Consider the following 13,943-nt stretch of genomic DNA (forward strand, 5'->3'; position numbering starts at 1 on the left):
CAGCTTGCTGGACCGGTTGGATCGCACCACGGAGGAACCGGCGTGATCCTCACCGAGACGCTGCTGCCGCAGCTCTACAGGCTGGCCATGCGCGGCACCGGCCGGCACGGCGCGCGCAGTCTCGGGCGGCTGAACGCCGCCGTCTTCCCGCACGGGCAGAGGATCCGCCTCGCCGGCGGCGAGGGCTTCTTCGTGCCGCCGGACCCGCACTTCTTCGGCTACGTGATCGGTCACGAGGATCACGTCGCCGAGGTCATCGCGCACGAGGTCCGCCCGGGCGACGTCTGCTTCGACGTCGGCGCCAACATCGGCTACTTCGCCGTCCAGATGGCCGCGAAGGCGGGACCGGCCGGTCGCGTCGTCGCCTACGAGGTCGAGCACACCAACATCGCCCACCTGCGGCGCAACGCTCAGCTCGCCGCCGCGCATGGCCTCACGATCGACGTCGTCCACGCCGCCGTGTCGAACGCCGCGGGGACCCTGATGCTGAGGCGCGGAGCGGCGAGCACGCTGCACACCGTGGTCCGCGGCGAGGATGCGTCGGCAGATGCGCTCACCAGCGTGAGCATCGACGATGAGGTCGACCGGCTCGGCCTCACCGGGCCCGTCGGGCTCATCAAGGTCGACGTGGAGGGGCACGAGCCGTTCGTCCTAGAGGGCATGCGGCGGACGGTGGAGGACGGACGCATCCGTGCGATGATCGTCGAGGTGTCGAGCGGCAGGGTGGCCGAGGAGGTCGACGCCCAGCTGCGCGCCTTCGGCCGACGCGTCGCACGGGTGACCGCTTGGGTGGACGGCGCCTGGCGCGAGCGCTCGCTCACCGCGCTGACCCACCACACCGACGTCCTCGTCGCCTTCCGTTGAGCTCGTGACCGGCGTGGGGCGCGAGCCGCTGATCGTCCTGTTCGCGGACGTGCTCGTCGGCTTCGGCGGCATCGAGACGTACCTCGACGCGCTCGCCCGAACGCTCCACGTCGAGGGACGGCGCTTCAAGGTCGCGGTCTGCCTCAACGGGCCGACGCCGTTCCTCGACGACCTCGAGGCGATGGGGATCGAGGTGGACCGTCAGCCGCGCGTCCCCGGGGATCGCTTCCTGGTGCGTCAGCGCCTGCTCGTGCACCGTGTCGCCCGCGCGCTGCACCCCGGCGACTGGGTGTTCTGCGTCCGCCAGCCGATGGCGGGCGTCTACCCCCACCTCGTCCGTGCGGTGCATGCGCGCGGAGCCAAAGTCGCTGCGAGCTGGATCTACGCACCGCGCTTCCTGCCACCGCCTCCGGGGCGCTCCGGACGCGCGTTCTGCCGCGCGGTCGCGCGGACCGACGCCGTCGTCTCCGTCTCGCACTGCACGCGTGGCGAGTTTGCCGAGGTCTACGGCTACCGTGGCCCGGTATCGGTGGTCCGCTACCACAACAGCCCGCTGTTCGACCGGCCCGTCCCGCTGCCGCCGACGCCGCCCTACGCGGTGGGCTTCATGGGGCGCATCGACGTCCACCAGAAGAACCTCGACACCGTCATCGAGGCGATGCGCCTCTTGCGCACGCGACGGCGGGACGTCGTGCTCAACCTGCACGGCGGCGGCCCCGACATTCCGCAGGTCGCGGCGATGATCGAGGCAGCAGGGCTCGGCGACGTGGTGACGATGCACGGGCGCTACGACCATCGCAGCGACCTTCCGGGCGTCGTCGCCGCGAGCCACGTGTTCCTCTACACATCCCGCTTCGAGGGTGGGCCGTGCCTGTCGCTGGTCGAGCTCCTGTCCGCCGGTCGCTATGTGGTCGCCTCGCCGGTCGGCGGCATCCCTGACCTTTACGCCGGTCGCAGCGACCTCGGCCTCCTCGTGCCGAGCGACGACCCGTCAGCGATCGCCGACGGCATCGAGGCGGCGCTTGGTAAGGTTGCCTCGGGGGACGTCGATCCTCGGACGATCCGGCACGCCTACGATGCGGAATACTGCTTGCAGGCTGCGCATCGGGACTGGCTTGCGACCCTCCGCCTCGACCGAGCCCCGCCGCCTCCGCCAGGGACATCGTAGAGCTTACGGGGACGGTCGGAGCACGCCTGGCGTCGTTCCTCGCTGGCCACACCATCGGAGCAACGATCGTGCAAGCGGCAACGCCATCACGAAATTAAACTGTTCCAATCAATGAACTTTTGTTCATATGGCGGCAGCTGCGTTGTGTTGTCGCAGTCATCATTGGCGGAGCGGGCGGTAGCTGGTGTTCGGCTACGACGAACGTTGTCGCCCTCGATGCAATCGCATGTCTGTAAGTCGTAGCAGCATGGGTTACCTCCCGGTCCCGCCGCGCAACGATGTTGTCTTGGGAACTTCGGACGACGTTAACTTGGATAAGCATTGGAGCGCGTTTTTGGGTTCGGCTTGAGGGGTACCTTGGATGGAGGATGCCGAGACGGAGGATGGAGTCCATAACCCGCCGATCGTCGCCAACCCACCGACCCCTCCCGTCGCAGGCCGGACGTCGGAACCGGGGCGTGGCTGCGCTGATCCTTGATGTCCGATCCGTGCAGGAATAGGGTCGTTCGACGAACTGAGGACGGATGCGACACGTGCGTTGCAGCAGGTTTCTCGGCAAGGTCGTGGTCTGGGCATACGCTGCCCAACGCGCCTGTTGTTTTGAGGCGGAGGTGTCACCCGGATGAGGCCAGACGAAGGCGAGATCTTGATCGTCGAGGACGAGACGCTGATCGGCTTCGATCTGGCTGACCTGTTGGCGGACGCCGGGTACAAGGTGAACGGTCCCTACACGTCCGTCCCCGAGGCGTTGTCCGCGACCGAGCGCTCGGCGGTGCGCCTTGCGATCCTCGACGTCAACCTTGGCGACGGGACGACGAGCGAGGCCATCGCGCGACGGATGACCGAGCGCGGCACGCCGATCCTCTTCGTGTCGGGGTACACATCCGCAGGCAGCGAGGTGTTGCGCAACTTCCCGGAGGCTCGGCAGGTGTCGAAGCCCTGGGATCCGCCGGAACTCCTTCGCACGGTCGCGCAGTTCATCGGTGGCAAATCGCGATTGGCGGTGGCTGCGCGCTAGAGCATCCTGGGTCTCTCAGACCCAGATAAGATGCTCTAGCTCCTTGATTAAGAGCGGTCTTCTTGGGGTTAGGTGGTGCCACCTAACCCCAAACCGCTCTAGCGCTGGGCGACTCGTCCTAGGCGATCCTTCCTAGGAGACTGCGCGAGCTGCAAGGTCTCGTGACGAGACCCCCTTACCCTTCCTTTTCACATGGGCCGCTCAAAGAACGCGGCCCGGGTTGAGGATGCCGTGGGGGTCGAGCGCCGCCTTCATGGTCCGCATCAGCGCGAGTTCTGGCGGCGTGCGGCTGTGCGATAGGTAGGCGCGCTTTAGCCGCCCGATGCCGTGCTCGGCCGAGACAGAGCCCGCGTGGCGCCGGACGACCCCGTAGATCGCATCCTCCACGCGGAGCCGGTCGGCCTCACCGACGCGCCCGGGCCCGCCATCCAGGGGTCCCACCACGATGTGCAGGTTGCTGTCCGCCATGTGGCCGAACACGGCCTGGATCGCGCGCGGCCATTCGCGTGCGGCCGTGCGGCGGAGGTCCTCAACAGCGTCGCCGATCGCCGCGCGCGGGATCGAGATGTCGAAGCCGACGCTGCCCTCCATCAGCGTCTTGTACTCGTAGACGCTCTCCCGGTACGCCCAAAGCCGCGCGCGGTCGGCGCCGGACTGGGCGACCAGCGCGTCCACGACCAGCTTGTCGCCCACCATCGCATCGAGCGCGTCGGGCAGCGCGTCGGCTTCGCGGCTCGCCGCGAGCTCGACCAGGATCGCGAGCTCGGGCGGCTCGGCGAAGGGGGCGCGCAGGCCGAGCCGCTCCACCGCCACGTCGAGGTACTCGCGCCACATCGCCTCGAACGTGATGAGCTCTCCGGCGAGGTTGCGCTGCAGCCGCGACAGGACCTCGAGCGCGGCGGCGGCGGACGGAACGGAGACCAGCGCGGTCGCGATCTCGGCGGGACGCGGGTGGAGCCCCAGGACGACGCGCGTGACGACGCCGAGCGTGCCCTCGCTGCCGATGAAGAGCTGCGTCCAGTCGTAGCCCGTGTTGTTCTTCAGCATCTTGTTGAGCGAGGTCAGCACGGTGCCGTCCGCCTGCACGACCTCGAGGCCAAGCACGTTGCGCCGTGCCATCCCGTAGCGCAGAACTTGGTTGCCGCCGGCGTTGGTCGCGACGTTGCCGCCGATCGTGCACGAGCCCCGTGCGCCGAGGTCGATGCCGCACAGGAAGCCCGCGGCCTCCGCGGCGGCCTGAACCTCCTGGAGCGGAGTGCCGGCGAGCGCGGTGAGCGTCGCCGCCGCACGGTCGACCTCCTCGACACCGCGCAGGCGCTCGAGGGACAGCGCCACCTCGCCCTCGCCGGGGTGGGCGCCTGCAGCGAGCCCGGTCATGCCGCCTTGCGTCACTATGGGCTGGTGCGCGGCGTGGCACAGCCGAAGCACGGTCGCGACGTCGGCCGTGGTCCGCGGCAGGACGAGGGCGAGGGGGGAGCCCGGAGGGAGCCGCGTGGCGTCCGCCCTGTTGCGCTCCGGGACGTCGGCGCCGAAGCGCACGAGCTCAGGTCCCAGCGCCTCGAGCAACGCCCCGGCGAACCCGCTCGCGCTCGCCGCACGCTCCATCACAGCATCCTGCACGAGCACCTCCCATTTGCCCGCGAGCCTAGCACAGCGAGCCGCGGGGCGGACGACCTCGTCGGCACGGCTAGCACAGGGAACTGTCGGCGGTCGTACGGCAGCAGCATCCTGCGGTCCGTGCGCCATGCGCTGCTTTGTTGCCGGTGCCGCGTTGACATCGCGTCGCGCAGGAAAAACCCTTATCGCCTTCCGAACGCGTGGGGCCGTCGCCGATGCTGGCGCAGGTCTTGCTCGCCGTGAGGACGGATGGCCGTGCGCCGCGGCCATGCGACCGGACCGTAGGGCGCAACCAACGAGCGCGGAACGCGCGATGAGGAGACACCGATGTCCTACCCCTTGAGGTCCGTGGTGTTGGCCGGCGGCCTCGCCGGTGCGATGGCCGCCGGCGCGGCGGAGGCGCAGACGACGCTGCGTTGGGGCCACTACCTGCCCGACAGCGCGTTCCTCCAGGTCGAGAAGGACTTCGCCGCCGCCGTCGAGGAGCGCACCGAGGGTCGTGTGGAGATCGAGATCACCTACGCCGGCGGGCTCGGCGCGGGCAACGAGCTCCTGACGCTGACGGGTCGCGGCGCCATCGACATGGCGGCGATCGTCCCCGGGTACTACGCCGACCAGCTGCTGTTCTGGCGCGCCTACCAGATCCCCTTCGTGTTCGACACGCCGCGTCAGGCGATGGAGATCTCCGCCGAGGCCTACGAGGAGCTGCCGTACTTCGAGGATGAGCTCGACAGGTTCGGCGTCAAGTTCCTGTTCCACCAGCCGCTCGGCGCGTACTACCTGACCGGGCCGGACCCGCAATGCGCCACCGTCGAGGCGCTGGAGGGCAAGAAGATCCGCTCGTTCGGCGCGGACATCCCGAAGGCGGTGGAGGCGATCGGCGCCGTGCCGGTCACGGTGGGCATCGGCGAGGTCTACGAGGCGCTGCAACGCGGCGCGCTGGACTACTCCTTCCTCAACCGCGGCAACATCCTCACCAACCGGCTCTACGAGGCTGGCGCCACCTCCTGCGGACCCGTGATGGCGATCACCGGCCACCTCATCGTCATCGGCCAGCGCCAGTGGGACGGGCTGTCGCCGCAGGACCAGGCGATCATCCTCGAGGAGGCCGAGGAGGCCGGCCGGACCTACATCGACGCCATGGACACGGCCGAGGACGAGGCAGGCGCGGCCATCGTCGAGGCGGGCGGCGAGATCGTGCCCTTCCCCGACGCGGAGCTTCAGAGGTGGAAGGATGCCGCGCCCGACCTCCTGCAGGACTGGGTCGACGACATGGAGGCGCGCGGCCTCGGGACGGAGGCCGAGGAGGTCGCGAAGTACTGGCGCGAGCGCATCGAGGGCTGACGGCACGGACCGGCGCCCGCCGCCGCCGTTGCACCCGCCGCCGCCGACGAGCGAGAACCCTTGGCCCGCCTGTCCCTCCTCGTCGAGCGCCTGGCCCTCGTCGTCCTCCTCGTCGGCGGGCTCGGCATGCTGATGTCGATGTTCCTCGGCGTGGCGGACATCGTCGGCACGCAGCTCCTCGCGGTCCCGGTGCCGGGGCCGCGGGAGCTCACCGAGAGCACGATGGTCCTCATCGTGTTCGGCGCCCTCGCCTACGCCCAGATCCAGCGCGCGCACATCCGCGTCGAGCTGATCTACCTCCAGGCACCGCCTCGCGCACGCGCCGCGATGGACGTCGTCACCGACCTTGCGGCGCTCGCCTTCTTCGGGCTCCTCCTATGGCAGGCCGTGCTGGAGGCGCGCTACTCGATCCGGATCGGCGAGGCCACCGTCGGGCTGATCCGCTTCCCGCTGTGGCCGGCACGGGTGATCCTTTGCGCGGGCACGCTCCTCATGATCGTCCGCCTGGCCCTCGACCTCGTGGTCGACATCGGGCGCATCCGCTCAGGTGCGCCGCTCCCCACCGACGCGGTCGGCGCGTCGGGGGCCGACCGGTGACGGTCCGCCGTGCTTGACGTCTCGACGACGGGCGTCCTCGTCGGCATCCTCCTCGTGGTGCTCCTCGCGGTGGGCGTCCACATCGGCGTGGCGCTCGGGCTGACGGGCTTCCTCGGCATCCTGCTCGCGATCAACCCGCAGGCGGCGCTTGCGCAGCTCGCCACCGTCCCGTTCTCGACGACGAACTCGTTCACCCTCGCCGTCATCCCGCTGTTCATCCTCATGGGTGCGCTGGCGACGCAGGCGGGGCTGACGACCGACCTCTACCGCGCCGCCTACAACTGGCTGGGCCGCTTGGCCGGTGGCCTCGCCATGGCCACAACGCTGGCGTCCGCCGCGTTCGGCGCGGCCTGCGGCTCCACCGTCGTCAACGCCGCCGTGTTCACCAAGATGGCGATGCCGGAGATGACGCGCTTCGGCTACGACAAGCGCCTGTCGGCCGGCTGCATCGCGGCATCCGGGACGCTCGCCTCGCTGATCCCGCCGTCGATCCTGATGATCGTCTACGCGATCATCACCGAGCAGTCCGTGGCGCGGCTCCTCGTCGCCGGCCTCGTGCCGGGGCTCCTGTCGGCGACGATCTACCTCCTCGGCATCTACGCGCTCGCCAAGGCGCGGCCCGACCTCGCGCCGATCCCCGACGTCACCATCACGCGGGCCGAGCGGTGGCGCTCGCTGCGCGGCGTGTGGGGGATCACCTTCCTGTTCGTCCTCGTGATCGGCGGCATCTACGCCGGCTTCTTCGTGCCCACCTACGCGGGGGCCGTGGGCGCGTTCGGCGCGTTCCTCATCGTCGCGTTCCGCGGCAGGCTCGGCGGCAGGATGCTGGTCGAGACCTTCAAGGACGCGGGGGTGACCACGTGCACGATCTTCATCATCGTCATCGGTGGGATCATCTTCGCGCGCTTCCTCACCTACACCGGCCTCGTCGGCGACGTGTCGGAGTGGATGCTGGCGCTACAGCTGCCGCCGCTCGCCTACCTCGCAGGCTTCGCGGTGCTCTACCTCCTGCTCGGCATGCTCATCGACCCCATCGCCATCATGGTGATGACGCTGCCGGTCATGTTCCCGATCATGACGGGCGTCGGCTACGACCCCATCTGGCTCGGCGTCATCTCCATCAAGCTCGCCGAGATCAGCCTGATCACCCCGCCGGTCGGGCTCAACGTCTACGTCGTGCGCAGCGCCTCGCCCGTGCCACTGACGCTGGAGCAGGTGTTCGCGGGCGTGTCGGTGTTCCTCGTGCTCGACGTCCTCACCCTCGCGCTCCTCATCGCGTTCCCGAGCATCGTCCTTGTCCTTCCGAACATGATGGGCTGAGCCGCCGCGAGCGTCCGCGGGGGCCGCAGCGAGGCGCTGTCGGCTGACCTGCACGAGGGCCGGTCGAGCCATGTCCCTGACGTGTCATCGCTCGCGTTGGGGGGCATAGGGGCGTCAGGTTGGCGCCGAGCGAGGGCCCGCGACCAACTCGATCGAGTTGCCGCGCCGTGGCGCACGGACCGGGCGTCCGGCCTCGACGTCATCGCCGGGCTCGCCGGCTGGACGGTGAGGCGCGAAGTGGACCTTCGTCGAGGAGCGCGACGGCTTCCCGCATCCTTTCGAGCTGCGCGATCAGCGCGTCCGACGGCATGACGTCCGCATACTTGGCGTTCATGTCCCATAGGTTGACCGCGTGGGACGTCGGCGCGCGGTCGTAGACGCAGTCCTCTGGGACGACGACCTTGAAGTTGTAGGCGAACGCGTCGCTGACCGAGGCACGAACGCAGCCGCTCGTGGTGCAGCCGGTCACCACGAGCGTATCGACCCGGAGGTCCACGAGGTGGCTGACGAGCGGCGTGCCGAAGAACGCGCTCGGGTGCTTCTTGGGGAGCGTCACATCCCCCGCGACGGGCGCGACCTCCTCGACGAAGTCGTAGCCGTGCGCGTCGATGCCCATGATCGAGGGAACCTTGCCGGCGAGCCGTCCGCCGTCGGTCGCCGTGTCCTTGGGCGCGACGTAGGGGTAAAGGACCGGGAGGCCCTGGGCGCGAAAGTGGCGTAGGAGCGGCACGATGCGATCCACCGCGTCCCATCCGGCCTCGCCGCAGGACGTCGCGAACTCCTCGATGGCGGCCCTGTAGGGCAGGCGCCTCGTGCCGACGGTGCGGTACTGGACGTCGATGATGAGGAGCGCCGAGCGCTCGCCGAGGCCGCCTTCGCCGCCGAAGCCGGCCTCGGCGTAGCGGCGTTCCTCCTCGTCCGTGATGACGCCGGTCCACGCCGCCATGGCCATCCTCCGAGGCTCCCGCAGCAAAGTGGAGGCGATGGGTCGGCGGTTGTCAATCGCACGGCGGTGGCGAGCGCCAGCTCCTCGGGGCCCCAAGCTCCCGGTCGGAGCGTGCCCACGGGCGACGAGGCTCGCCGCAGCGCCCGGTCCTGCGCTGCTTCGGCGGACCTTGCCCGGAGTCCGCGCACGCGGCCGAGCAGAGCCGTCCCGATGTCCGGAGAGCGCGGCGGGCCAGTTCCGCGGCCAGCCCGACCTTGATCCTGCCCGGTCGTCTTCGTCGACGAGACGTGGGCCGAGACGAGCATGACCCGCATCCACGGCCGCAGCCGCCGCGGGACGAGGTTGCGCATGAGCGTGCCGCACGCCCAGTGGAAGAGATCGACGTTCGTCGCAGGCCTCACCTTGTCCGGGATCGTCGCGCCCTTCGTGATCGACGGCGCGATCAACGGCGACGCCTTCGAGGTGTATGTCGCCAAGGTTCTACTCCCCGAGCTCGCGACGCTGCCGTCCTGCCTCAGCCGGCCGTGAACGTGGTCGCTTCCAGCGGCCGTGCGGGATCGGTGCGCGGTACCGCTCGCCCCGTGGAGCGCGCCCCGCAGGCGTGCCTTCTTCGTCGAAGGGGCGGTTTCGTGGGGAACGTTCAGCCGGGAGGGGTCGGGATCAAGCTGCCTGCCGATCCACTCCCGGCGCTGTCGCGCGACGTCCGGCCGGTCCTGCTCGGCCGCGTGCGCAGTCTACTTTGCGCGCAAGACCGCAACGGTCGAGGAAGGGCCAGACGGTCGACGGGCGAGGCAGCCGCGTCCGCCTTCTCCCGGAGCCGGTCAGCGACCTCGGCGAGCGTGATGTCGGGCTCGGCCGCGACGAGGCCCAGGATGAAGGTTTCGTGCAGCTCGAGCTTCGATTGGCTCGGATGCCCGGCCAACCTGGCACCACGCTTTCCGTCCTGCGCCGGAGCCGATGCCATCCTCCGCCGTCGCGACCCCGACCTCGAGGCGCCTCGCCGCCGCACGATGGGACCGCCGTTGACCGCCTCCACTCCCCTCGTGCGCAGATCGAGCTCCGGATGACGTCCCATGGGTCCGCCTCGCGAGTGACCATCGCAAGGCAAATGAGACCCGCCCTCGCACTCCGCTGCTGCCTCGGGACCAAGTCACCATGCGTTGGTGGACCAGCTCAGAAGGATTACCCCGACCGCGGTGGGTTCGCCGGCCGGAGGTCCCTGGGACGGTCTCGCCCGATGGGTCGAACGCTGTTCAGGGGACAACCTGAGCGCGGGCGCGGTTCTGGCCGGGGCAGCTCTTGCTGAGCGGGCCGTCCCTGCTAGGGCGGGTTGGGTTCGGTGGAACCACCCAACCCCAAGAAGACCGCTCTGGATCAACGAGCGCGAGCATCTTGTCGGGGTCTGAGGAGACCCAGGATGCCTTAGGGACGAAGGCACCCTGCCTGCGCCTGCGGAGCGTCAGCTCGAAAGGCGCTCGATCTGCGCGCCGCAGCGCGACAACTTCTGCTCGAGCCGCTCGAAGCCGCGGTCGAGGTGATAGACCCGGCTCACCTCGGTCTGACCGCGCGCTGCGAGGCCCGCGATCACGAGGGAAACGGACGCACGCAGGTCGGTCGCCATCACCGGCGCGCCCCTCAGCTCCTCAACGCCTTCGATGGTGGCGGTCTGCCCGTTGAGCGAGATCTTCGCACCGAGGCGGACCAGCTCCTGAACATGCATGAAGCGGTTCTCGAAGATCGTCTCGGTGACCCGACTGGTGCCGTTGCCGGCGGTCATCAGCGCCATGAACTGCGCCTGCAGGTCGGTGGGGAAGCCCGGATAGGGCGCGGTCTCGGCGTCCACGGCGGCGATGCCATGGCCGTTGCGCCGCACCCGCAGCCCGCGGTTGGTCACGGTGATCTCGGCGCCCGCTTGTTGCATCAGCTCGATGGGGCGCTCGAGGTGCTCGGACGTGGCGCCCTCGAGCGTCACGTCCCCGCCCGCCATGGCGGTGGCCAGCGCGTATGTGCCGGCCTCGATGCGGTCCGGCAGGACGCGGTGGCGCGCACCGGTGAGGCGGGGCACGCCGTCGACGTAGATGGTGGCGCCGCCGTGCCCCTCGATGCGTGCGCCCATGGCGATGAGGCACTCGGCGAGGTCGACGATCTCGGGCTCGCGTGCGGCGTTCTCGATGACGGTCTCGCCGCGGGCGAGCGTCGCGGCCATCATGACGGTGTGGGTCGCGCCCACCGACGGCTTGGGGAGGCGGACGCGGTTGCCGATGAGCCCTGCGCGAGCCCTGGCGACCACGTCGCCACGGTCGATCTCGATGTCGGCGCCGAGGGCGCGGAGGCCGTCGATGAAGAAGTCCACCGGGCGCGTGCCGATGGCGCAGCCGCCGGGCAGCGAAACGCGCGCCTCGCCCATGCGCGCGACGAGCGGACCGATGACCCAGAACGAGGCCCGCATGGTCGACACGAGGTCGTAGGGCGCGCAGGTGTCGATGATGGCACGGGCGGTGAGGTCGACCGTCTGCCCGGCGAGCTGGTCCTCGCCGCTGCGCTTGCCTTGGAACGAGGTGTCGACGCCGTGGTTGGCGAGGATGTGGAAGAGCTTCTGCACGTCGGCGAGACGCGGCACGTTCTGCAGCGTCAGCGTCTCATCGGTGAGCAGCGAGGCGATCATCAGGGGCAGCGCGGCATTCTTCGCACCGGAGATCGGGATCGAGCCCTCGAGCGGCACGCCGCCGGTGATGCGGATGCGGTCCATGCAACGCCCCCTAACGCCACGTACAGCACGGACGGTGCGGTCGCTGTCCGAACCTCAGCGCGAAGTGGCTATGCGAGGCAGGGGGGGCGATCAACTCACGCGGTTCCGGCGGGGACGTCGGCGATCGTCGCCACGGGGGCCGTGCGACATTTGCGTCACAGCTTCGACGGAGCGGGGATGGTCCGACGGGATGCCCCGGTGCCGGGCACCCGGCGCGTGCGGGGTGCCCGATGCGCAGCGACGCAGCGTCGGGGGGCGGCGGCGTCGCGTTACGAGGCGAGCGCCACATCGAGCGACAGGAGGCTCGCCGTCGAGGACGGCGGTCGCGCCCCCTCGATGTAGGCGGCGACCTTGTCGATCGCCATGGGCCGACCGCACAGGAAGCCCTGCAGCTCGTCGTACCCCGAGTCGCGAGCGAACGTCCGCTGGGCCTCGGTCTCGATCCCCTCCGCGACCACGCGCAGGTTCATGGCACCGCTCATCGCGCTGATGGTGCGCAGGACCTCCGCGACGCGCTCCGATTCCGACAGCGACCGGAAGCACGAGCGATCGACCTTGAGCTTGTCGAACGGGAACTTCCACAGGTAGCTCAGGCTCGAGTAGCCGGTGCCGAAGTCGTCCATGACGATGCGGGTGCCGAGCGCACGCAGCCGGCGCAACTGCATCTCGACCGCCTCGGGGTCGGAGATGAACAGCGACTCGGTGATCTCGAGCTCGAGGCGCCTCGGGTCGAGCCCAGACCGCTCCAGCGCGTCGGCGACAACGGCGACGAGGTCCTCGCAGAACTGCTGCGCCGACAGGTTCACCGAGACCGACAGCGGCTCGGTCCATCGGGCTGCCGTCGCACAGGCCTCGCCGAGGACCCACTGCCCGATGGCCGGCGTCAGCCCCATGTCCTCGGCGACGGGGATGAAGCGCGCCGGCGGGATGTGTCCGCCGTCCCCGTCGCGCAGCCGCAACAGCGCCTCGAAGCCGATGAGACGCCCGGTCTTGGCCTCGTGCTGCGGCTGGTAATGCAGCTCGAAGCCGTCAAGCTCGAGTGCCCGCCGGATCATCACGCGCATGGTGTTGCGCGTCTTGAGCTCGCAGTCCATGCCGTCCTCGAACAGGACGTGCTGGTTCCTTCCGTTCCGCTTCGCCCGGTAGAGCGCAGCGTCCGCGCTCTTCTGCAGCTCGGAGGCGACGTCGGTGTGCTCGGGGGCGAGGGCGACGCCGATGCTGAGCGTGATGCTGACAGGCACGTCGTTGAGTTCCCGCACGGCACGGATCGACGCGTTCATGCGTGCTGCCAGCGCCATCGCAGCGGACGGCTCGCTCACCTCGCGCTGGATGACGGCGAACTCGTCCCCGCCGAGGCGCGCCACGAGGTCCCCCTCTCGCACGCAGTCCGTGATGCGCGCGGCGACCACCTTGAGGAGCTCGTCTCCAGCGTCGTGGCCGAGGGAGTCGTTGACCGCCTTGAAGCCGTCGAGGTCGACCATGTGGAGGGCGAGCAGGCCGTCGGCTCGGCGGGTCCCAGCGATTGCCCGCTCCAGCGTCGCCTGAAACCGGTTGCGGTTGGCAAGGCCGGTGAGCGGGTCGTGGTGAGCGAGGTGGACGATCCGTTCCGTGCTACGGCGCTGACGCGTCAGCAGGTAGGCGGTCAACGCCGTGTTGACTGCGGCAACGACGAGGAGCAGCGCACCGGCGATGATCGCGTCCCGTGCCTGCGTGCGCAGGACGCGATAGGTGTCGGTGGCGTCGAGCGTCATGTCGAGCCGCCCGATCTGCCGCACGTCCTGCACCAGCGGGCTGAGCACGCGCGCGAACAGGACGTCCCTCCCCAGGGTCGTGTCGCGCTTGAACAGCACGCTGGTGCCGCTCCAGCCTGGCACGTCTTCGTCGTCGACGCCGCGGTAGGGGACATCGCGTGAACCGGACGTCATGATGACGGTCCCGTCAGGACGCAGCAGCGTGAAGCGCAGGATGTCGCCCACGTTGGCGATGGTTCGGAAGTAGGCAACGTCCTCCGCCGTGGGTTCGTCACCCCCCAGAAGGTTCGCGAAGCTCGGCGCAGCCACCGCCGCGCTCGCCCACTGCCCAGCGAGCAGCGCGAGCGTGTCCTTCAGCTCGACCTTGGCCGAGCTCAGCGCAGAGGCGACGATGTAGAGGGCGGTCCCCACGATGACGGCGCTCGCCGCAAGGTTGATCGCGAACGCGCGGGCCACCGGCCGGTAATGCCCCTCCTTCAACGCTGGTATCACGCGAACCCCTCGCCCGATGCGATCGGATCCCAGTGAACCGCACCAAGCGGTGCCGAGGCTGACCCCGTGCGAACGCA

The 13,943-nt window shown here is 69.6% G+C and carries 10 protein-coding genes and 1 pseudogene; 7 read left to right on the forward strand and 4 right to left on the reverse strand.

The genetic code is table 11. The annotated features are described in order from the left end of the window. Nucleotides 1–42: 42 nt before the first annotated feature. From ACOOE8_RS08005 to ACOOE8_RS08015, 3 genes are all read left to right on the forward strand, one after another. Nucleotides 43–864 carry an FkbM family methyltransferase gene (locus tag ACOOE8_RS08005; protein WP_420394296.1) on the forward strand — a complete coding sequence of 274 codons (822 nt, stop codon included), beginning with the start codon at nucleotides 43–45 and terminating at the stop codon, nucleotides 862–864. A 4-nt stretch (nucleotides 865–868) separates the two neighbouring features. After that, nucleotides 869–2,032: a glycosyltransferase family 4 protein gene (locus ACOOE8_RS08010; protein ID WP_420394297.1), complete on the forward strand. Its 1,164-nt coding sequence runs from the start codon at nucleotides 869–871 to the stop codon at nucleotides 2,030–2,032. Between the two features lie 622 nt (nucleotides 2,033–2,654). After that, nucleotides 2,655–3,050, forward strand: a complete 396-nt coding sequence (locus ACOOE8_RS08015; RefSeq protein WP_420394298.1) for a response regulator — start codon at nucleotides 2,655–2,657, stop codon at nucleotides 3,048–3,050. Nucleotides 3,051–3,251: 201 nt separating this feature from the next. Here the strand turns inward: ACOOE8_RS08015 and ACOOE8_RS08020 are convergent, their stop codons facing one another. Continuing rightward, nucleotides 3,252–4,670 carry an FAD-binding oxidoreductase gene (locus ACOOE8_RS08020; RefSeq protein WP_420394299.1) on the reverse strand — a complete coding sequence of 473 codons (1,419 nt, stop codon included), beginning with the start codon at nucleotides 4,668–4,670 and terminating at the stop codon, nucleotides 3,252–3,254. A 324-nt stretch (nucleotides 4,671–4,994) separates the two neighbouring features. Between ACOOE8_RS08020 and ACOOE8_RS08025 the strand changes: the two genes are divergently transcribed. The 3 genes from ACOOE8_RS08025 to ACOOE8_RS08035 are packed head-to-tail and all read left to right on the forward strand — an operon-like array spanning nucleotide 4,995 to nucleotide 7,928. Further along, nucleotides 4,995–6,011 carry a C4-dicarboxylate TRAP transporter substrate-binding protein gene (locus tag ACOOE8_RS08025; RefSeq protein WP_420394300.1) on the forward strand — a complete coding sequence of 339 codons (1,017 nt, stop codon included), beginning with the start codon at nucleotides 4,995–4,997 and terminating at the stop codon, nucleotides 6,009–6,011. A 60-nt stretch (nucleotides 6,012–6,071) separates the two neighbouring features. Then, nucleotides 6,072–6,608 (forward strand): TRAP transporter small permease subunit, encoded by a 537-nt coding sequence (locus ACOOE8_RS08030; RefSeq protein WP_420394301.1) that lies wholly within the window; start codon nucleotides 6,072–6,074, stop codon nucleotides 6,606–6,608. Nucleotides 6,609–6,617: 9 nt separating this feature from the next. Beyond that, a complete protein-coding gene (locus ACOOE8_RS08035) occupies nucleotides 6,618–7,928 on the forward strand; it encodes a TRAP transporter large permease (RefSeq protein WP_420394302.1) in 1,311 nt (436 codons plus the stop codon). Nucleotides 7,929–8,127: 199 nt separating this feature from the next. Here the strand turns inward: ACOOE8_RS08035 and ACOOE8_RS08040 are convergent, their stop codons facing one another. After that, nucleotides 8,128–8,874, reverse strand: a complete 747-nt coding sequence (locus ACOOE8_RS08040) for an isochorismatase family protein (RefSeq protein WP_420394303.1) — start codon at nucleotides 8,872–8,874, stop codon at nucleotides 8,128–8,130. A 176-nt stretch (nucleotides 8,875–9,050) separates the two neighbouring features. Here ACOOE8_RS08040 and ACOOE8_RS08045 point away from each other — a divergent pair. Further along, nucleotides 9,051–9,369 (forward strand): annotated as a pseudogene (locus ACOOE8_RS08045) (transposase); the annotation flags it as partial. A gap of 964 nt (nucleotides 9,370–10,333) precedes the next feature. On the opposite strand, the gene murA reads toward ACOOE8_RS08045, so the two are convergent. Further along, nucleotides 10,334–11,623, reverse strand: coding sequence for a UDP-N-acetylglucosamine 1-carboxyvinyltransferase (gene murA / locus ACOOE8_RS08050; protein ID WP_420394304.1), 1,290 nt, complete (start codon nucleotides 11,621–11,623; stop codon nucleotides 10,334–10,336). Between the two features lie 269 nt (nucleotides 11,624–11,892). After that, entirely contained in the window at nucleotides 11,893–13,866 is a 1,974-nt protein-coding gene (locus ACOOE8_RS08055; RefSeq protein WP_420394305.1) for a putative bifunctional diguanylate cyclase/phosphodiesterase, read from the reverse strand. Between the last annotated feature and the right edge of the window lie 77 nt (nucleotides 13,867–13,943).

This window comes from Acuticoccus sp., assembly GCF_965213555.1.
Classification (GTDB): Bacteria; Pseudomonadota; Alphaproteobacteria; order Rhizobiales; family Amorphaceae; genus Acuticoccus.

What these genes read in the sequence shown, in the direction of transcription:
- ACOOE8_RS08040 (WP_420394303.1), bottom strand. Translation starts at nt 8,874, where the DNA reads ATGGCGGCGTGGACCGGCGTCATCACGGACGAGGAGGAACGCCGCTAC.
- ACOOE8_RS08015 (WP_420394298.1), top strand. Translation starts at nt 2,655, where the DNA reads ATGAGGCCAGACGAAGGCGAGATCTTGATCGTCGAGGACGAGACGCTG.
- murA (WP_420394304.1), bottom strand. Translation starts at nt 11,623, where the DNA reads ATGGACCGCATCCGCATCACCGGCGGCGTGCCGCTCGAGGGCTCGATC.
- ACOOE8_RS08025 (WP_420394300.1), top strand. Translation starts at nt 4,995, where the DNA reads ATGTCCTACCCCTTGAGGTCCGTGGTGTTGGCCGGCGGCCTCGCCGGT.